The 19,007-nt window shown below is 75.1% G+C and carries 17 protein-coding genes; 9 read left to right on the top strand and 8 right to left on the bottom strand.

The window, feature by feature from the left end; translation table 11 throughout:
* Nucleotides 1–141: 141 nt before the first annotated feature.
* From efeU to efeB, 3 genes are read left to right on the top strand one after another with little or no spacing between them, the layout of a single operon-like run.
* Complete coding sequence (gene efeU / locus GA0070603_RS14940; protein ID WP_091313535.1) at nucleotides 142–1,116, top strand: iron uptake transporter permease EfeU; 975 nt, start codon at nucleotides 142–144, stop codon at nucleotides 1,114–1,116.
* A 28-nt stretch (nucleotides 1,117–1,144) separates the two neighbouring features.
* Nucleotides 1,145–2,275, top strand: coding sequence for an iron uptake system protein EfeO (gene efeO, locus GA0070603_RS14935; protein ID WP_091313531.1), 1,131 nt, complete (start codon nucleotides 1,145–1,147; stop codon nucleotides 2,273–2,275).
* 23 nt (nucleotides 2,276–2,298) lie between these two features.
* The gene (efeB, locus tag GA0070603_RS14930) at nucleotides 2,299–3,600 is read left to right on the top strand and encodes an iron uptake transporter deferrochelatase/peroxidase subunit (protein WP_244282529.1); all 1,302 of its coding nucleotides are present in this window, start codon (nucleotides 2,299–2,301) and stop codon (nucleotides 3,598–3,600) included.
* Nucleotides 3,601–3,606: 6 nt separating this feature from the next.
* Here the strand turns inward: efeB and GA0070603_RS14925 are convergent, their stop codons facing one another.
* The gene (locus GA0070603_RS14925) at nucleotides 3,607–4,557 is read right to left on the bottom strand and encodes an RDD family protein (RefSeq protein ID WP_244282528.1); all 951 of its coding nucleotides are present in this window, start codon (nucleotides 4,555–4,557) and stop codon (nucleotides 3,607–3,609) included.
* Between the two features lie 41 nt (nucleotides 4,558–4,598).
* Between GA0070603_RS14925 and GA0070603_RS14920 the strand changes: the two genes are divergently transcribed.
* Complete coding sequence (locus GA0070603_RS14920) at nucleotides 4,599–5,552, top strand: stage II sporulation protein M (RefSeq protein WP_091313522.1); 954 nt, start codon at nucleotides 4,599–4,601, stop codon at nucleotides 5,550–5,552.
* Here the strand turns inward: GA0070603_RS14920 and GA0070603_RS14915 are convergent.
* Genes GA0070603_RS14915 through GA0070603_RS14895 form a run of 5 tightly spaced genes read right to left on the bottom strand, consistent with a single transcriptional unit; the run spans nucleotide 5,530 to nucleotide 10,586 of the window.
* Nucleotides 5,530–6,840 carry a DUF58 domain-containing protein gene (locus tag GA0070603_RS14915; RefSeq protein ID WP_091313519.1) on the bottom strand — a complete coding sequence of 437 codons (1,311 nt, stop codon included), beginning with the start codon at nucleotides 6,838–6,840 and terminating at the stop codon, nucleotides 5,530–5,532. The two genes, GA0070603_RS14920 and GA0070603_RS14915, sit on opposite strands and share 23 nt — an antisense overlap.
* A complete protein-coding gene (locus GA0070603_RS14910; protein WP_091321971.1) occupies nucleotides 6,837–7,811 on the bottom strand; it encodes an AAA family ATPase in 975 nt (324 codons plus the stop codon). Before GA0070603_RS14910 ends, GA0070603_RS14915 begins: the two co-directional genes overlap by 4 nt.
* A gap of 11 nt (nucleotides 7,812–7,822) precedes the next feature.
* A complete protein-coding gene (locus GA0070603_RS14905; RefSeq protein ID WP_091313515.1) occupies nucleotides 7,823–9,115 on the bottom strand; it encodes a DUF4350 domain-containing protein in 1,293 nt (430 codons plus the stop codon).
* On the bottom strand, nucleotides 9,112–9,750 hold the full coding sequence (locus GA0070603_RS14900; RefSeq protein WP_091313512.1) for a DUF4129 domain-containing protein: 639 nt from the start codon (nucleotides 9,748–9,750) through the stop codon (nucleotides 9,112–9,114). Before GA0070603_RS14900 ends, GA0070603_RS14905 begins: the two co-directional genes overlap by 4 nt.
* Nucleotides 9,747–10,586, bottom strand: coding sequence for a hypothetical protein (locus tag GA0070603_RS14895; RefSeq protein WP_091313508.1), 840 nt, complete (start codon nucleotides 10,584–10,586; stop codon nucleotides 9,747–9,749). The genes GA0070603_RS14900 and GA0070603_RS14895 overlap by 4 nt, the downstream gene beginning before the upstream one ends.
* 212 nt (nucleotides 10,587–10,798) lie before the next feature.
* Between GA0070603_RS14895 and mtrA the strand changes: the two genes are divergently transcribed.
* The 5 genes from mtrA to hpf all read left to right on the top strand — a co-directional run bounded on the left by mtrA (nucleotide 10,799) and on the right by hpf (nucleotide 16,649).
* A complete protein-coding gene (mtrA, locus tag GA0070603_RS14890) occupies nucleotides 10,799–11,488 on the top strand; it encodes an MtrAB system response regulator MtrA (protein WP_046564340.1) in 690 nt (229 codons plus the stop codon).
* 13 nt (nucleotides 11,489–11,501) lie between these two features.
* Complete coding sequence (gene mtrB, locus GA0070603_RS14885; protein ID WP_425270435.1) at nucleotides 11,502–13,256, top strand: MtrAB system histidine kinase MtrB; 1,755 nt, start codon at nucleotides 11,502–11,504, stop codon at nucleotides 13,254–13,256.
* The gene (locus GA0070603_RS14880) at nucleotides 13,253–15,049 is read left to right on the top strand and encodes an LpqB family beta-propeller domain-containing protein (RefSeq protein WP_091313501.1); all 1,797 of its coding nucleotides are present in this window, start codon (nucleotides 13,253–13,255) and stop codon (nucleotides 15,047–15,049) included. The genes mtrB and GA0070603_RS14880 overlap by 4 nt, the downstream gene beginning before the upstream one ends.
* Nucleotides 15,050–15,059: 10 nt before the next feature.
* Nucleotides 15,060–15,755 (top strand): ComF family protein, encoded by a 696-nt coding sequence (locus tag GA0070603_RS14875; protein WP_091313497.1) that lies wholly within the window; start codon nucleotides 15,060–15,062, stop codon nucleotides 15,753–15,755.
* A gap of 249 nt (nucleotides 15,756–16,004) precedes the next feature.
* Complete coding sequence (gene hpf, locus GA0070603_RS14870; RefSeq protein WP_091313495.1) at nucleotides 16,005–16,649, top strand: ribosome hibernation-promoting factor, HPF/YfiA family; 645 nt, start codon at nucleotides 16,005–16,007, stop codon at nucleotides 16,647–16,649.
* Nucleotides 16,650–16,716: 67 nt separating this feature from the next.
* On the opposite strand, the gene GA0070603_RS14865 is transcribed toward hpf, so the two are convergent.
* Together GA0070603_RS14865 and GA0070603_RS14860 are read right to left on the bottom strand one after the other, a co-directional pair.
* Nucleotides 16,717–17,823, bottom strand: coding sequence for a GNAT family N-acetyltransferase (locus tag GA0070603_RS14865; RefSeq protein WP_091313491.1), 1,107 nt, complete (start codon nucleotides 17,821–17,823; stop codon nucleotides 16,717–16,719).
* Nucleotides 17,823–18,986 (bottom strand): GNAT family N-acetyltransferase, encoded by a 1,164-nt coding sequence (locus GA0070603_RS14860; RefSeq protein WP_425270434.1) that lies wholly within the window; start codon nucleotides 18,984–18,986, stop codon nucleotides 17,823–17,825. Before GA0070603_RS14860 ends, GA0070603_RS14865 begins: the two co-directional genes overlap by 1 nt.
* Between the last annotated feature and the right edge of the window lie 21 nt (nucleotides 18,987–19,007).

Raw genomic sequence — 19,007 nt, 5'->3', positions numbered from 1 at the left:
AAGGTGAGGTGACCAGGGCATGTCAGCATGCCGACGGGCGGGGTGACGTTCGGCCGATCGACTTGACTCGGTGCCCGATCAGGAGCAAGGTATGGCTGCCCTAAGTTAACTGAGGCGTGCCTAACCAAACACGGAGTACCGATGTTCGCCACCTACCTGATCGGCCTGCGAGAGGGCCTGGAAGCGACCCTCGTGGTCAGCATCCTGGTCGCCTTCCTCGTGAAGTCGCAGCGGCGTGACCGCCTGCCGCAGGTCTGGGCCGGGGTCGGCCTGGCCGTGGCGCTCTCCGTCGTCTTCGGCTGGCTGATCGAGTACACCTCGACCTCGCTGCTGGCGCGCTCCGAGGACCGCGAGCTGTTCGAGGCCGTCACCTCGGTGGCCGCCGTCGTCTTCGTGACCTGGATGATCTTCTGGATGCGCACGGCCGCCCGGACGATCGCCGGCGAGCTGCGCGGCAAGCTGACCGAGGCGCTCGCCGTCGGCTCCCTCGCGGTCGCCGGCATGGCCTTCCTCGCGGTGATCCGGGAGGGCCTGGAGACCGCGCTGATCTTCTACTCCGCCGCGCAGAGCGCGGCCGGCGGCACCGGCGCCGGCGCGCTGCTCTCGCTGGCCGGCGGCGTCGCCACCGCCGTGGTGATCGGCTTCCTGCTCTACCGCAGCGCCCTGAAGATCAACCTGAGCAAGTTCTTCACCTGGACCGGCGCGCTGCTGATCCTGGTCGCCGCCGGCATCCTCAAGTACGGCGTGCACGACTTCCAGGAGGCCGGCGTGCTGCCCGGCCTGAACAACCAGGCCTTCGACATCTCCTCGACGCTCGACCCCAACGCCTGGTACGGCGCGCTGCTCGCCGGCATGTTCAACATCACCGCCGCCCCGACCGTGCTGGAGATGATCGCCTGGGTGGCCTACGCGGTCCCGGTGCTCGTCCTCTTCCTGCGCAAGCCGGCCGCCCCGGCACGGCCCGCCGCACCCGCCGCCCCGCCGGCAGCGCCTGCCGCCCCGCCGGCCGCGACCGGCGACGGCGCGAGCACGCCGACCGAGCCGGCCGCCGCGACCACGCCGACCGAGCCGGCCGCCGCCGAGGCTCCCACCACCACCGCGACCCAGCGCGCCTGACCGGCCCGTTTCCGAGGAGACACCACCGATGCGTACCACTCGATTCGTCGTGCCCGCCGCCGCCGGGGTGCTCGCCGTCGCCGGTCTGGCCGGTTGCGGGGGCGGTGACGACCCCGACGCCAAGGCCGGCGGCCCGATCGCCGTCAAGGCCACCGACAGCGCCTGCGAGGTCGGCGTCACCGAGGTCGAGGCCGGGCAGGTGACCTTCAAGGTGACCAACTCCGGCTCCAAGGTCAACGAGTTCTACGTCTACGCCGCCGGCGACCGGGTGATGGGCGAGGTGGAGAACATCGCCCCGGGCCTGAGCCGTGAGCTGCACGTCGAGCTGCCCGCCGGCACGTACGAGACCGCCTGCAAGCCGGGCATGAGCGGCCGCGGCATCCGGGGCGCCCTGAAGGTCAGCGGCACCGCCGCCACCGTCGCGCCCGACGCCGCGCTCAGCCAGGCCACCGCCAGCTACCAGCGCTACGTGCAGAGCCAGACCGCCGCGCTGCTCACCAAGACCGAGGAGTTCGTGGCCGCGGTCAAGGCCAACGACGTGACCAGGGCCAAGGAGCTGTACCCGGTGGCCCGCACCTACTGGGAGCGGATCGAGCCGGTGGCGGAGAGCTTCGGCGACCTCGACCCGAAGATCGACGGCCGCGAGGAGGTCGTCGAGGAGGGCATGCCGTTCACCGGTTTCCACCGGATCGAGAAGGACCTGTGGACCACCGGCGACGTCAGCAAGGACGGCGCCATCGCCGACCAGCTCCTCGTCGACGTCAAGGCGATCGTGGCCAAGGCCAACGCCGAGAAGCTCACCCCGCTCCAGCTCGCCAACGGCGCCAAGGCGCTCCTCGACGAGGTCGCCAGCGGCAAGATCACCGGCGAGGAGGAGCGGTACTCGCACACCGACCTCTGGGACTTCAACGCCAACCTGGAGGGCTCGAAGGCGGCCATCGCCGCGCTGCGCCCCGCCCTGGAGCAGCGCTCGCCCGACCTGGTCAAGCAGCTCGACACCGAGTTCGCCAACGTCGAGGCCGCGCTCGGCAAGCACCGCGCCGGCGACGGCTGGAAGCTGCACACCCAGCTCAGCAAGGCCGAGCTCAAGGAACTCTCGGACAGCATCAACGCCCTGGCCGAGCCGATCAGCAAGGTTGCCGCGGTCGTCGCCCGATGACGACCGGGTCCGGAGGTGATGTGATGAGCGAGCCGAACACCGACGAGACGACCCGCGGGACCGGTGTGTCCCGGCGCCGGGCCATCACCCTGGCCGGAGCCGGCGTGGCCGGCGTCGCCGGGGTGGCGGTCGGCGCGGGCGCGCTGCTCGGCCGTGGGGACCAGGCGTCGGCCACCGAGACGGCGGCCGGCGCGGTCCCGTTCCACGGCGAGCACCAGGCCGGCATCATCACCCCGGCCCAGGACCGGCTGCACTTCGTCGCGTTCGACGTGATCACCAAGGACCGGGCCCGGCTGGTCGCGCTGCTTCAGGAGTGGAGCGCCGCCGCGGCCCGGATGACCGCCGGCAAGGACGCCGGGCTGATCGGCGCGGTCGGCGGCGTGCCGGAGGCCCCGCCGGACGACACCGGCGAGGCGCTCGGGCTGCCCCCGTCGCAGCTCACCATCACCGTCGGCTTCGGACCGACGCTGTTCCGCGACGCCCAGGGCCGGGACCGCTTCGGCATCGCCGACAAGCGGCCCGCCGCCCTGGCCGACCTGCCGCACTTCGCCGGTGACGCGCTCAAGCCGGAACTGTCCGGCGGCGACATCTGCGTCCAGGCGTGCGCCAACGACCCGCAGGTGGCGGTGCACGCCATCCGCAACCTGGCCCGGATCGGCATGGGCGTGGTCAGCGTCCGCTGGTCCCAGCTCGGCTTCGGGCGTACCTCGTCGACGTCGCGGGGGCAGGCCACCCCGCGCAACCTGTTCGGCTTCAAGGACGGCACCGCCAACCTCAAGGCCGAGGACGCCGACCTGCTCCGCGAGCAGCTCTGGGCCCAGGCCGGCGACGGCCCCGCCTGGATGGCCGGCGGGTCCTACCTCGTCACCCGCAAGATCCGGATGCTGATCGAGACCTGGGACCGCAGCCCCCTGGCCGAGCAGGAGATGATCGTCGGCCGGACCAAGGGCAGCGGCGCGCCGCTCGGCAAGCGCGCCGAGTTCGACGAGCCGGACTTCGCCGCCAAGGGCGACGACGGCGAGCCGGTGATCGCCGAGACCTCGCACGTCCGGCTCGCCCACCCGGACCAGAACGACGGCGCCCGCCTGCTGCGCCGCGGCTACAACTTCGTGGACGGCTCCGACGGGCTGGGCCGGCTCGACGCCGGGCTCTTCTTCATCGCCTACCAGCGGGACCCGCGCAAGCAGTTCGTGCCGATCCAGACCCGGCTGGCCCGCAACGACGCCATGAACGAGTACCTGCGGCACGTCTCCAGCGGCCTGTTCGCCTGCCCGCCCGGCGTCCGCGACGCCGCCGACTGGTGGGGCCGGGAACTGTTCTCCTGACCGGGGTCAGCGCCCGGCGCGGACCGAGGTGGGCTGCCCGCGTACCGGATCGGGTTGGGTCGGGACGGCGGGCCGCAGGGCGGCCGGCGCCGAAGTGGCCGGCGCGGAGGTCAGCTCCGGCCACAGCGTGGCGGTGACCGCCCGGGCGCGGCCCAGCCGGTACGCGGCCCGGCGACCCCGCTCGGCCAGCACCGCGGCCAGGTACGCCGGCTCGGGCGCGGCCCACGGCGGGGGCGGCGACGTGACCGCCGCGACCTCGGCCCACAGCCCCCGGCCCAGCCGGCTCCGGTCCGGCTCGGCGAGCTGGTGCAACCGGCCCAGGTACTGCCGGACGGCCAGGGCCAGCCCGTCGTCCACGCGGGTCAGGTCGAGGGTGGCCGCCCAGCCGAGCAGCGGCGGCACGGGCGGCGGGGCCGGCCGCCACACCCCGGCGCCGCGGGTGTGCACCACAAGCGTGCCGGCGACGAGGTCGCCCAGCCGCCGCCCGCGCGGGTCGGTGAGCATCACCGTCACGCTCGCCGCCCAGCTCAACAGCGGCAGCACCAGCCCCGGCCACTCCACGGCCACGCCCACCAGGGCCCGGGTCAGCGACTGGCCGACCCCGACCGGGCCGCCGTCGGCGCGGACCACCCGCAGCCCCACGGCCAGCTTGCCCAGCGTCCGGCCGCCAGCGAAGCGCTCCATGAGCACCGGGTAGCCGACGAGCACCAGCACCAGCACCACGAGCTGGAGGGCGCCGGCCAGCGCGGCGTCCATGAGGTCACCCGGCAGGCTCACCACCAGCACCGACAGGCCCGCGCTGAGCAGCATCGCCACGACGAGCTGGGCCACCAGGTCGATCAGCAGGGCGAGCACCCGGGAGCCCAGCCGGGCCGCCCGGACGTCCAGCTCCACCGCCTCGCCGCTCACCAGACCGGCGTCGGCCCACCGGGCCGGTGGGGGAGGTTGCGCGCGCACCCCGACAGTGAACACTATGTGCGCCGGACGGGGGAGGACGAGTGGATCTCGACGCGTACGTGGCCGAGCACGGCGGCGAGTGGCGACGGCTGGAGCAGTTGACCGGCCGGCGGAAGCTGGACGCGGCCGAGGTGGACGAGCTGGTCGGCCTCTACCAGCGCGCCGCCACCCACCTGTCCGTGCTGCGCAGCCGGGCGCCCGAACCGGCCCTGGTCGGCCGCCTCTCCCACCTGGTGCTCGCGGCCCGGGCCCGGATCACCGGCCGCCCCCGACCCTCGTGGGCGGCGGTGGGCCGGTTCCTACTCGGCGACCTGCCGGCCGCCCTCTACCGGGCCTGGCCCTGGTGGTGCGCGGTGGCCACCGGGTTCAGCGCGCTCACCGCCTTCCTCATCTGGTTCGTCGCCGGCCACCCGGACACCGCCGCCGCGTTCATCGGCGCCGAGGCGGCCCGACAGCTCGTCGACTCCGGCTTCGCCGGTTACTACACCGAGTTCACCGCGCCGACCTTCGCGTTCCACCTGTGGACGCACAACGCCTGGCTCGCCGCGCAGTGCCTGGCCGCCGGGGTGCTGGTGGTGCCGGTGTTCTGGCTGCTCTGGCAGAACGCGCTGAACATCGGCGTGGTGGGCGGCGTGATGATCTCCTACGGCCGGGCCGACGTGTTCTTCGGCATGATCACCCCGCACGGGCTGCTCGAACTCACCGGCATCCACGTGGCGGCCGGGGTCGGGCTGCGTACCGCGTGGGCCTGGATCGCGCCGCCGGCGCACCTGAGCCGCGGCCGCGCCGTCGCCGAGGCGGGCCGCTCGGCCATCGTGGTCGCCGCCGGCCTGGTCGGCCTCTTCGCGGTGTCGGCGCTGCTGGAGGCCTTCGTGACCCCCGCGCCGCTGCCGGTCGCCGTCCGGGTGGGGATCGGCGCCACGGTCTGGCTGGCCTTCCTGGCGTACGCGCTGCTCCTCGGCGGCCGGGCGGTCAGAGCTGCCCGAGGGACTTGAGCCGCAGGTAGGTGTCGGCGACCGCCGGGGCGAGCCGGTCGGCCGGGGCGTCCACCACTGTCACCCCGTGCCGGGACAGCGCGGTCCGGACCCGGTCCCGTTCGGCCAGGGCCCGCCAGGCCGCCGCGGCGGCGTACGCGTCGTCGGGGCCGGTCGGCGGGGCGGTCGTGAGCCCGGTCAGCACCGGGTCGTGGGTGGCCGCGAGCACCACCCGGTGCCGGGCGGCCAGCCGGGGCAGCACGGGCAGGAGCCCTTCGCCCAGCGCGCCCGCCTCCAGGGCGGTGAACAGCACCACGAGGCTGCGCTGCCGTTCCCGGCGCAGCACCTCCCCGGCGATCAGTTCGAAGTCCGTCTCCACAAGCGCCGGCTGGAGCGGGGCGACCGCGTCGACCAGCCGGGCGAGCAGCGCGGGCCGGCCGCTGCCGGTGACCCGGGCCCGTACGGCGGTGTCGGCGGCGAGCAGGTCGACCCGGTCGCCGGCCCGGGCGGCCAGCGCGGTGAGCAGCAGCGCCGCGTCGATCGCGGTGTCCAGCCGGGGCTCGTCGCCGAGCCGGACCGCCGAGGTGCGGCCGGTGTCCAGCACGCAGACCAGCCGCCGGTCCCGCTCCGGCCGCCAGGTGCGCACCAGCACGTCGGCACGGCGGGCGCTGGCCCGCCAGTCGATCGAGCGCACGTCGTCGCCGACCACGTACTCGCGGAGGGTGTCGAACTCGGTGCCGTGGCCGCGGCCCCGGGTCACCTGGACGCCGTCGATGACGCGCAGCTTCGCCAGCTTCTCGGGCAGGTGCCGGCGCGAGTCGAACCGGGGGAGCACGCGCAGCGTCCACGGTGGCGTGGCCGGGTGACCGGCGCGCTGCCGGAACGCCAGCCGCAGCGGCCCGAGCGAGCGTACGGTCAGCGCCACCGCGGGCCGGTCGCCGCGCCGCGCCGGGGTGAGCCGGACCGGCAGGGCGGCCGTGCCGCCCGGTGCGACGGTGAGCACCAGCCCGTCGGGGAGGTCGGGGCGCGCCCCGGCCGACGGCACCCAGGCGTCGCGCACCTGGGCGCGCAGCGTCCGGGCGGAGGCGTTGGCCAGGTGCAGGGTGACGGTGGCGGTGCCGCCCAGCCGGACGGCCCGGTCACCGGCGCGGGTGGCGGTGATCCCGTGCAGCGGCGCCGCGAGGGTCCAGTCGAGCACGACCAGCAGCAGCACCGCCGCGGTCAGCACGGCGACGCCGATGAACGGCGCCGGCCAGGCCGGCAGGGTCGCCGCGCTCGCCGCGAGCAGCAGACCCGCCCGCCAGGTCATCGCGGCGTCGGCACGGTGGCCAGCACCGCGTCCAGCACGGCGTCCACTGTCACGCCCTCCAGCTCCACCTCCGGGCGCAGCCGCAGCCGGTGCCGCAGGGTGGGCCGGGCGACAGCCTTCACGTCGTCCGGGGTGACGTGGTCCCGGCCGGCCAGCCAGGACCACGCCTTGGCGGTGCTCAGCAGGGCCGTGGCCCCCCGCGGCGAGGCGCCCAGCTCCAGCGCGGGGGCGACCCGGGTGGCCCGGCACAGGTCCACGATGTAGCCGAGCACCGGTTCGGCCACGTGCACCGCCCGCACCGCCGCCCGGGCCGCGGCCAGGTCGGCCGCGCCGGCCACCGGGCGTACGCCGGCGGCGCGCAGGTCGCGCGGGTCGAAGCCGGCGTGGTGCGCGCGGAGCACGCCCAGCTCCTCGTCCCGCTCCGGCAGCGGCACGGTCAGCTTGAGCAGGAACCGGTCCAGCTGCGCCTCCGGCAGCGGGTAGGTGCCCTCGTACTCGACGGGGTTCTGGGTGGCCGCCACGATGAACGGGTCGGGCAGCGGGCGGCGCTCGCCCTCGACGGAGACCTGCCGCTCCTCCATGACCTCCAGCAGCGCCGACTGGGTCTTCGGCGGGGTGCGGTTGATCTCGTCGGCGAGGAGCAGGTTGGTGAAGACCGGCCCCTCCCGGAAGGTGAAGGCGGCGGTGCGCGGGTCGAAGATCAGCGACCCGGTGACGTCGCCGGGCATCAGGTCGGGGGTGAACTGCACCCGCTTGGACTCCAGGTCCAGCGCGCCGGCCACGGTCCGCACCAGCAGGGTCTTGGCCACCCCGGGTACGCCCTCCAGAAGCACGTGCCCCCGGCAGAGCAGCGCGATGACCAGGCCGGTGACCACGGCGTCCTGCCCGACGACGGCCTTGGCCACCTCGGCCCGCAGCCGGTGCAGGGCGGCGCGGGCGTCGGGCTGGGCGGCGGGCGACGCGGCGGCGATGACGGGTCCGGTCACCGGGGATCTCCTTCGGTCGGGTGGGGGGCCAGGGTACGGGTCAGGGCGTCCAGGCCGCGGGCCAGCTCCAGCAGCTCCCGGTCGTCGTCCGGGGCGGCGCCGTGCAGCAGCTCGGCCACCCGCTCCGGGTCGGCGCCGGCATGCGCGGCGACCCGGGCGGCCACCTCGTCGGGCGGGGTGTCCGGGGGCAGGTTGAGCCGGGGCAGCAGCCGGTCCAGCGCGGCGGCGCGCAGTGTCGCCGCGGCGGTGTCCCGGGCGCCGGCCCGGCGGTAGAGCCGGGCGCGGCCGAGCACCGTCTCGGCGGAGTGGACGGTCACCGGCAGCGGCTCCGGCACCGGCGGGCCGAGCCGGCGGGCCCGCCACAGCACCAGCAGCAGCCCGGCCACGGCGAGCTGCGCCAGCACCGCCCAGAACCAGGTCGGGAAGGCGTCCCAGAGCGGGTTGTGCCAGTTGGGCGGCGGGTCCGCCCGGTCGTCCGCGCGCCCGCCGGTGCGCCGGGGCAGCGGGGTCCCGCCGTCGTCCGGCGTCGGCGACAGGCTGGGCCCGGTCGGGGCCGGCTCGGGCCCGGGCAGGTCGAGCCAGACCAGCGGGCGGTCGCCGCCGAGCAGGCCGGTGACGAGGCTCCGGTTGCCTAACTCGTCGATCCGGTCGTTGCGGAACGGGTCGCTGGCGCCGACCACCACCACCTCGGCGCCCCACGAGATGCGGTGCAGCGCGCCCGCGTAGCACCTGTCGACGGAGGGCGGCCCGGCGTACCGCTGGTGGTCGACGGCGGCGGTGCCGGCGCGCAGCGCCTCGGGCAGCCGGCACGCCGCGCCGTCGGCGTCCGGCGGCAGGGCCCGGGTGGCCCACCGGCGGTCGGTCGGCTCCAGCGGCAGGGCCAGGCCGGTCAGCACCCGGCGGGACGGCTCGACAAGCACGAGCCGGCTGCCCCCGGGCAGCACGGTCAGTGCGGTCAGGGTTTTCGGGTGCACCAGCTCGGGGGCGGGCACGAAGAGGGTCACCGGGCCGGAACCGACGGACCGCAGGGCCTGCCGCACGTCGGTCTCCCGGCGGATCGGCACCCCCTGGGCCCGCAGCGCCCCGGCCAGCCGGCTGCCCCCGTCGTCGCCGGTGGCGACCGGGGACAGGAAGCCCCGGTCGTCCGGGTCGGGCTGGTCCACGGCGTGCAGGACCAGGGTGGTCACGATCAGCAGTACGGCCAGCCCGAGCGGGACCAGTATCCGGTGCCACCGGCGGCGGGGCGCGTTGGGTGCCGCCGGGCGGGCCGGGTCGAGGGTGGCGGTCACCGGTGGTCCCCCTCCGCGGCCAGCTCGCGCCGCAGGTCGGCGGCGAGGTCACGCATCCGGTGGTCGTGGGCGGCGGTGGCCGGGCGCTGGGCGTACCAGAGGTCGGAGAAGATCGCCCCGGCGGCGTGCAGGGTGGGGTGCACCCCGGGGCGGACCCGGGTGACGGCCGCGGTCAGCTCGGTGACGGTCAGCCCGGGGCGGGGCTCCACCAGTTGCCGCGCCACCAGGAGGCGGACCATCTCGCGCAGCCGTTCCCGGACCGCCTCGGCGTACCGGCCCTCGGCGGCGAGCCGGTCGGCGAGGCCGGCGGGGGCGGCCGGCCCCGGCTCGGGCGACCGGGGCGCGGGCAGCGGCACCGCCGGCGTGTCCGGCCGGGCCCGGCGCCGCCGCCGGGGCAGCCGCAGCTTCGGCCGCCGCAGCCGGGGCAGGCGCAGCCGGGGCAGGCGGAGCCGGGGCAGCCGGAGCCGGGGCAGGCGGGGCCGGCCGACCCGGGGCAGGCGGCGGGGCACCCAGGCCGGGAAGAAGTACCAGGCCAGCGCGACCAGCAGCGCACCGGCCAGCAGGAGCAGGGCGGCCAGCGGCAGCGGTACGGCGTCGCCCAGCGCGGCGACCGACTCGGTCCACCACCGGCTCACCTGGGCACCGCCAGCAGGGCGGGCTCCGGGGTGCCGGCCGGCGCCCGGGACAGCCGGATGTCCAGCCCCTCGGTGCGCATCCGCGTCTCCAGGTGCAGCACCGCGTCCAGGCAGGCCAGCGCCGGGTACGCGACCGCGTTGACCGCCGTCCACGCGACGGTGGCGACCGGCAGCGCCCAGGCCGAGACGTCGAAGAGCCCCAGCAGGCCGAGGCCGTGGTAGACGCCCAGCCCGATGCCGAGCCGGATCAGCCACCAGCCCAGGTAGCCGAGCAGCCGGATCGCGGCGGCCCGCCCGCCGACCCGTGCCGCCAGCCGCAGCGCCCGCCCCGGCGCCCGGTACGCCGCCACCCGGTCCACCACGAGCACCGGCACCACGGCGCCGAGCAGCCCGTACGCGACGAACCAGGCCGGCCCGGCCAGCCCGGCGAGCAGGACGGCCGACCCGACCACGGCTCCGGCCAGCAGGGTGGCCCCCCAGCGGGCGCCGTGCAGCAGGTCGCGTGCCCCGGTGCGGCGGCCCAGCAGGGCGGCACCGGCGCCCCGGGCGGCCGGATTGCCCAGCAGCGCGATGATCATGGCCTCGGTGCCGGCGCCGACGGCGAGCAGGAGCCAGTACCAGCCGAGCCGGTCCGGGTTCAGCCACCACTCGGGCGGCCGGGCACCGGCCAGCATCCGTAGCGGGTGCAGCAGGGCCTGCTCGCCGACGGCCAGCAGGACGGCGAGCGGGACGAGCACCCGGGCCTGGTTGCGCAGCAGCAGGACGGCCGAGTCGAGCAGCTCACCGACCGTCAGCGGACGGCGCGGGAGCACCGCGGTCGGGCCGACGTCGGGCACGGGGTACTCCTGGCGAGCGGGTCGAGGTGGCGGGCGGCGACACACCCGAGGGATCATGGTTGCACGGCGCGTCCGCGGCCGGTGGACCCGTCCGCCACGACGCGCCACGCGGGCGGCCACGCCGTCAGCTGTGGTGCCGGGCCGCCCTCGGCGCTACGGTGCCGTGAAGACGGCGGACCCTACGAACGAACGGGGATGGAACGATAAACCCCATGAGAGCCCGGGTACTGGTGGTCGACGACGACCCCGCACTCGCTGAGATGCTCGGCATCGTCCTGCGCAGCGAGGGCTTCGTGCCGTCCTTCGTCGCGGACGGAGAACGGGCACTTGCCGCGTTCCGTGACAGCCGGCCCGACATCGTCCTGCTCGACCTGATGCTGCCCGGCATGAGCGGCATCGACGTGGCCCGGGCCATCCGGGGCGAGTCGGGCGTGCCGATCGTGATGCTGACCGCCAAGAGCGACACGGTCGACGTGGTGCTCGGGCTGGAGTCCGGGGCCGACGACTACGTGGTCAAGCCGTTCAAGCCCAAGGAGCTGGTGGCCCGGATGCGGGCCCGGCTGCGCCGGGGCGAGGACGTGGCTCCGGAGCTGCTCACCATCGGGCCGCCCGGGAACCAGATCACCATCGACGTGCCCGCGCACACGGTGAGCCGGGACGGCGAGGAGGTGAAGCTGACGCCGCTGGAGTTCGACCTGCTGGTCGCGCTCGCCCGCAAGCCGCGCCAGGTCTTCACCCGGGAGGTGCTGCTGGAGCAGGTCTGGGGCTACCGGCACGCCGCCGACACCCGCCTGGTCAACGTGCACGTGCAGCGGCTGCGCGCCAAGATCGAGCCGGATCCGGAGCGACCCGAAATCATCCTCACCGTGCGAGGCGTGGGCTACAAGGCGGGCACCGGATAGCCTGGTCAGCACTGTGGTGACCTCCCCGCGCCCCGACTCGCCGACCCCCGCGCCCCGCCGGCTCCCCGCCGCGCGGGCGCTGTGGCGCGTGCTGGCCGGCCGCACGGCCCGGCTCGCCGCGGGCGTCCACCAGACCTGGCGCCGCTCGCTGCAGGTGCGTGTGGTCACCATCACACTTGTGGCGTCCAGCCTGCTGGTGGGCGGGTTCGCCTACCTGATCGCCGACAAGCTCACCAACATCCTGCTGGAGAACGCCGAGACCGACGTCCTCCTGCGGCTCCAGAACGGCAGCGACTACGCCTCGAAGCAGTTCAACCTCTACAGCCAGCCGCAGGAGGCCCAGCTCCAGGACACCATCGACGGCACGGTCAACTACCTGGCCGGCGGTGACCCGGCGCAGACGAGCGGCGTGGTGGTGGCGATCACCGCCGACAACTTCGCCGGCTACATCGAGTCGCGCACCTCGCCCGACGTTCAGGTGCGCCCGCTGATCAGCCGGGAGCTGCGGGCCTCGGTGGCGGCCGGCAACGTCGCCCACCAGGTCCGCACCGGCACGCTCGACGGGCAGCGCACCAAGTACCTGGTCTACGGCTCCCCGGTGCCGACCCGGTTCGGGCAGCTCGAGCTCTACTACCTCGTACCGCTGGCGCGGCAGGACGCCACGGCGGCCGACGCCCGGGCCACCGTCGTCGCCACCGGCGCGGCCCTGGTTCTGCTGCTCGGCCTGCTGGCCGCCCTGGTCACCCGCCTGGTGGTGACCCCGGTGCGGGTCGCCGCCCGCACCGCCCAGCGACTCTCCGCCGGCCTGCTCGACCAGCGGATGGTGGTCAACGGCGAGGACGACCTGGCCCTGCTCGCCGCCTCGTTCAACCAGATGGCGACCAACCTGCAACGGCAGATCCTCCGGCTGGAGGAGATGTCCCGGCTGCAACGCCGGTTCACCTCCGACGTCTCCCACGAACTGCGGACCCCGCTGACCACGGTCCGGATGGCCGCCGACCTGATCTTCGCCGAGCGGGACGAGTTCGACCCGGCCGTGGCGCGCAGCGCCGAGCTGCTCCAGGCTGAGCTGGACCGGTTCGAGGAACTCCTCACCGACCTGCTGGAGATCAGCCGCTTCGACGCCGGCTTCGCGATGCTCGACAGCGAGCCGACCGACCTGGTGCCGGTCGTGCACCGGGTGGCCGAGCGGCTGGCCGGGCTGGCCGAGCGGGTCGGGGTTGCCATCGAGCTGGACCTGCCGGACAGCCCGGTCATCGCCGAGGTGGATCCGCGCCGGGTCGAGCGCGTGCTGCGCAACCTCGTCGGCAACGCGGTCGAGCACGGCGAGGCCAAGCCCGTGCGGATCACCATGGGCATGGACCAGAGCGCGGTGGCGATCACCGTGCGGGACCACGGCGTCGGGCTCAAGCCGGGCGAGGAGAAGCTGGTCTTCAACCGGTTCTGGCGGGCCGACCCGTCCCGGGCGCGGCAGACCGGTGGCACCGGCCTGGGCCTGTCGATCAGCCTCGAGGACGCCCGGCTGCACGGCGGCTGGCTGGAGGCGTGGGGCGCGCCCGGGCAGGGCGCCCAGTTCCGGCTGACCCTGCCGGTCCGGGCCGGCGACCGGCTGACCACCTCGCCGCTGCGGCTCGTGCCGGCCGACGCCACCCTGCCGTTCGGCGGCCCCCGCTCCGGCGGCCTGCTCGCCATCGGTCCGGGCAGCGGCACCGGCGCGCTCGCCGTCGGGCCGGCAGAGGGCACGGACCGGGCCGAGGTGACCTCATGAGGCGGCGGTTGGTGACCATGCTGCTGGCCGGTGCGCTGCTGCCCGCCGGGCTGGCCGGCTGCGGCATCCCGGACCAGACCGCAGTCCAGGTCGACGGCCGGGGGCCGGCCGGCGAGTCCGGTTCGCTGAACGGCAGCGGCAGTCAACCGCCGACCCGCAGCGCGACCGAGGACCCCAAGCAGTTCATCCGCGACTACCTCGCGGCGGCGGCCGGCGAGCGGGAGCAGGCGTACGACCGGGTCAAGCAGTTCATCGCGAACGAGGCCCAGGGCCGGCTGCGGAAGAAGCAGAGCAGCGAGGTCGAGCTGACCGTGGTCCGGCTGCTGGAGTCCCCGGAGAGCCGGCTGCTGACCAACCAGGGCCTCTGGCAGGTCAAGGTCCGGGTCCAGCAGGTCGGCGTCCTGCGCGCCGACGGCACCCTGGAGGCGCCCGCGGCCCCGGAGACCGAGTACGTGTTCCAGCTCCGTCCCGCCGATTCCGGCAGCCAGGGGCTGGTGATCACCGACCTGCCCAACGTGCTGCTGCTCAGCGACGAGGCGTTGCGCCAGTACTACGGCACGCACACCATCTACTTCTGGAACTCGGACCAGAGCCGCCTGGTGCCCGACTGGCGGTACCTGCCCAACGCGGTGCCGGTCGAGCGGCGGGTCACCGAGGTCGTGCGGTGGCTGACCGGCGGCCCCTCCGAATGGCTCGCCCCCGGGGTGACCAAGGTGCCCGACGGCACCGCACCGATCAACAACGCCACCGGCTCCGACGACCGGTGGGAGGTCAACCTGACCATGCCTGCCGCCAGCGAGGACCGGCTGGCCAAGCTGGCCACCCAGCTCGCGTGGTCGCTGCCGGAGCTGGCCGGTCAGCTCGATCTCAAGATCCAGAACCAGAAGCGGCGCACGGTCGACCTGCGGCAGGAGCGGGCCGACCATCCCGTGTACCCGACGCTGCGCGCCCCGGAGCGGTACTGCGTCTACGACGGGGCGATCCACCCGCTCGCCATCGCCAGCGAGCCCGTCGGAGCGGTGCCGGTGGCGGCCGAGGCCAACCGGAACGTGGTGTCGGCAGCGCTCGGCCGGTCCGACGACGAGGTGCTGGCGGCGCTGGTGACCCGGTCGGGCCAGCAGCAGCGGCTGCTGGTCGGCACCGGCCCGAACCCGGTGCGCGTGTTCAACGCCAGCTCCCACGCCTACCGCTCCGTCGGGCGCCCGATCTGGCTGCGCTCCGCCGACACGCGGCACCCCTCCGGTCTGGTGGTGGCCGACGGCACGCTCTACCGGTTCGACGGTGGCGCGGGAATGAGCCGGGTCACCATTCCCGGCCCGGTCCCCGTATCCGGCTCGGTCACCGCGGTCGCCGCGTCGCTCGACGGGCACCGGATCGCGCTGATCATCGGTGGCGCGCTCTACGTCGCGCCGGTCAACGTCGACGGCGGCGAGGTCACCGTGGGCGCCCTGCGGCCGCTCACCACCCGGCTCACCAGGCTGACCGCCGTCGACTGGTACGCGGAGAACCAGCTGGTCTTCGCCGGCAACGACGGCCGCCAGCCGGCCATCTACCAGACCACTGTCGACGGGGCCTGGGAGTACGCGCTCAACCGGGACACCGGCGCGCCGGTGTCCCACCTGGCCGCCTACCCGGGCGGCGCGGTCGGGCCGCTGCCCTCCCTGTCGTTCATGTACCAGGCCACCGCGGCCTACCGGAACAACCCGATCGGCAAGATCGAGCGGGCCCAGGTCCGGGACGTGGCGGCGGACGCCAAGCCCTCCGACCCGAGCGCTCCGTTCTTCTTCTACTGAGAGGCGCCCGGTGCGGGACCTGCGCGGAGTCTGGTCGGATCTGACCGACCTGGTGCTGCCGGCCGGGTGCGCCGGCTGCGCGGAGCGGGCACCCGACCTGCGGCAGGGCTTCTGCCCGCGGTGCGTCGGCGAGTTGGAGTCGCTGCGCCCCGCGCCGACCCGCCCCGATCCGGCCCCACCGGGCCTGCCGCCCTGCGTCGCCCTCGGCCCGTACGCGGGCGCGCTGCGCCACGGGCTGCTGGCGTACAAGGAGCGGGGCCGGCACGGGCTGGCCCGGCCGCTGGGCGCGCTGCTCGCCGAGGTGGTCGCCGGGGCGGTGGGCCCGCGTCAGGCGGTGACCCTGGTGGCGGTGCCGGACACCGCCCGGGCGGCCCGGGCCCGCTACGGCGACCACCTGGACCGGCTGGCCCGCCACGCGGCGGACCGGCTGCGGGCGGCCGGCTGGCCGGTACGCGTGCTCCGCCCGCTGCGCGCGCTGCCCCGGCCCGATTCGGTGGCGCTGGACAGCGCCGGGCGGGCGGCCGCTGCCGAGGCGGCGTTCCGCCTGCGCCGCGCCGGCGGGGCGGACGGGTCCGTGGTGCTGCTCGACGACATCGTCACGACCGGGGCGACGCTGGCGGCGGTGAGCCGTGTTCTGCGCGACGCGGGAATGACGCCAAACGCCGCGGCCGTGCTCGCCGCAACGCAAAAACGGCACCATCAGTGACGCTTCGTGTTTCCGTTTCACCCCATGGTGTATGAGCTGTTAAATTTCGCGGCCTCTCCCGGCGACTGGGGGTGACTGGTGGCCGAACAGGAGTTAGCGTTTTCGTGTCGGGGGTAGGAGGTCTCCAACCTTCCCCGGCACTGGAAGGAGGCGTAGCCGTACACCATCGGTCGACGCCGAACGGGGTTCTCCCTGGGTGCGTCGACCGGAAGATCCGGACCGAACGACCGTCCGAACAAGGGAGGTCACGTGGACATCGTGGTCAAGGGCCGTAACGTCGAAGTGCCGGACCATTACCGGGTGCACGTAGCCGAGAAACTCGCAAAGATCGAACGCTACGACCACAAGCTCATTCGCGTGGACGTCGAGTTGTTCCACGAGCGCAATCCGCGCCAGGCCGATCACTGCCAGCGGGTGGAAATCACCTGCGTGACGCGCGGCCCGGTGATCCGGGCCGAGGCCTGCACGAATGACTTCTACAGCGCGCTGGACGCCGCCATCGCCAAGCTGGACACCCGCTTCCGCCGGGCGGCCGACCGCCGCCGGGTGCACCGGGGCCGGCACGCGCCGCTCTCCGTCTCCGCCGCCACCGCCGACCTGCCGGTGGCCGGCCTCGACGAGCCCGGCCTGGCGTCGCTGAACGGGCACGGGACGGCCACCGCCGTCGCGGAACGGCCCGACGAGGGCGGCTACGAGGAACACGACGACCAGCCGTGGCACATCGCGCGGGCGAAGGTGCACCCCGCCGAGCCCATGACGGTCGACGACGCGCTGTTCCAGATGGAACTGGTCGGCCACGACTTCTACCTGTTCCAGGACAAGGAGTCGGGCCGCCCGAGCGTGGTCTACCGCCGGCACGCCTACGACTACGGGATCATCTCGCTCGACACCTGACCCCTGACCACCCCGCAGGACACGACCGGCCGGAAGCCGTGGTGGGCGACCACCGCGGCTTCCGCCGTCAGGTGGTGCGGTCGTCCGGCAGCAACCCGAAGACGAGCGAGTCGTACCGGGTGCCGTCCGGGCCGGGGAGCCGGCCGCGCAGCAGCCCCTCCCGCCGGAAGCCGACCTTGTCGAGGACCCGCTGGGAGGCGACGTTCTCCGCTCGGGTGCCGGCCCAGAGCCGGGCCAGCCCGACGTCGAACGCCCAGCCGGCGACGAGCCGCACCGCCCGGGTGGTCAGCCCTCGGCCGCGCGCCTCCGGCAGCAGGCTGTAGCCGAGCATGCCCTGGCCGGTGGCGGGCTCGTCGTACATCAGGGCGCAGCCGCCGGCCACCGCGCCGGTCGCCGCGTCGAGGATCGCGAAGTCCGCCGAGAGGCCGGCGAGCCAACGGCTTTCCGCCAGCCGGCAGCGCCGCTCGATGGACGCCCGGTCCGGCGCCACCGGCGGGACCCGGTTCGCCACCACCTCCGGCAGTGAGTGCAGGCGGTACAGCGCCTCGGCGTCCTCCGGCCCCACCCGGCGCAGCGTCACCACGCCGTCGGTGAGCCGGCCCTCGGGCAGGTCCGGCAGGAGCCGGGCGGTCGGGCCGGGCGGGTCGTCGGCGAGGCGCACCCAGACGGCCAGGTCGTGCCGACCGTGCCGACCCTGGCCGGCCGACCGGCGTACCCCCTCGTGGCGGAACCCGGCGGCCAGCGCAACCCGCTGGCTGGGCCCGTTCTCCTCCTGGGTGAGCAGTTCGAGCCGGACCGTGCCGGTGGCGAACGCCGCCTCGGCCAGCGCGCGGACGGCGGCCGTGGCGACGCCCCGGCCGCGCGCCCACGGCGCGACCCAGTAGCCGATCTCCGCCTGCCCGCGCTCCGCCACCGGGTGGCTGAGGCCGGCCGCGCCGATCAACCGGTCGGTGGCCGGGTCGGCGATCACGTACGCCGCGCCGCCGCCGGCCCAGGCCGCCGGCGCGCCCTCGGTGATCCACCACCGGGCGCTCTCCTCGGTGTACGGGTCGGGCAGGCCGGGCAGGAACCGCTGGGTCAGCGGGTCGGCGCAGGCGGCGGCCGTGTCGGGGAGGTCGGTGAGCCGGTTCGGCCGCAGCCGCACCCCGTACGCCTCGATGGTCTCCGGTGTCATCACAGGTCCTGCGGGAGCAGCCCGCCGACCCAGACGTCCTGCCGTTCCCCGCGGTGCTGGACGCCGCCGCGGAGGGTGCCCTCGACGGTGAAGCCGGCCTTCTCGGCGGCCCGGCGGGACGCGGTGTTGCCCACGTTGGCCCGCCACTCGATCCGGGCCAGCCCCAGCGTGGTGAAGCCCCAGGCGCAGAGCGCGGCGAGCGCGGCCGGCAGGTAGCCCCGGCCCCGCGCGTGCGGCGCGGTCATGAAGCCCACGTCGGCGACGAGCGGCGCGCCGGGGGAGATCCGCAGGTCGATCGAGGCGACGTACCGGTCGTCGGCGTCGGCGACCGCGTACGTGGCGCCGGTGCCCCGGGCCCAGGCCGCCTGCGCGATGTCCCGCAGGAAGCCCTCGGCGTGCTCGCGCTGATAGGGGTGCGGCACCGTGGTCCAGCGGATGGTGTCCTCGTCGCGGCAGGTGGTCACGATCGCGTCGAGGTCGCGCTCCTCCAGCGGCCGCAGCCGCAGCTCGGTCGTCCCGGCCGTGGCGAACAGGTCCGGCTGGGGCCGGCCGAAGACCGCCGCCCGGCGGGCCTGAAGGGTGTCCGGCCCGTACGGGGCGGGCTCGCCGGGCGCGGCGAGTTCGGCCGGGAGGAGGGAGCCGATCCAGCCCTCCGGGCGGCCGTCGACCGCCGGGTGGGCCATCCGCAGCTCGCCTTCCACCCGGAAGCCGGCCCGGAGCGCGACCAGCCGGGAGGCGTGGTTGCCGATCTCGGCCTGCCAGATCAGGCGGCGCAGCTTCAGCGCGTCGAACGCCCAGCGGGCGACCGCCCGGGTGGCCCGGACCGCCACGCCCCGGCCACGGGCCCAGGGCGCGGTCCAGTAGCCGATCTCGGCGGAGTCGAGGCCCCTGTCGATCGCGACGAGGCCGCAGGAGGCGAGCAGTTCACCGGTCTCCGCGTCGCACACCGCGAACGGCGTTCCGGTGCCCTCCGCCCAGGCCGTCCCGCTGACCGTGGTCACGAATCCGAGGGCGTGTTCGGGCAGGTACGGGCGAGGTACGGTGGTCCAGCGCTGGATGTCCGGATCCTGGCAGGCGCGGTACACCGCGTCGGCGTCCTCCGCCCGCCAGGGTCGCAGCAGCAGACCGTCCTCGGTGATCTCCACAGGCTCCACCCGAGCCATCGTGCCGGATCGTTCGCGTAC

Source organism: Micromonospora chersina (genome assembly GCF_900091475.1).
Lineage (GTDB): Bacteria > Actinomycetota > Actinomycetes > Mycobacteriales > Micromonosporaceae > Micromonospora > Micromonospora chersina.
The sequence above is the reverse complement of the archived record's forward strand: the minus strand, read 5'-3'. Positions and strand labels throughout refer to the sequence as shown.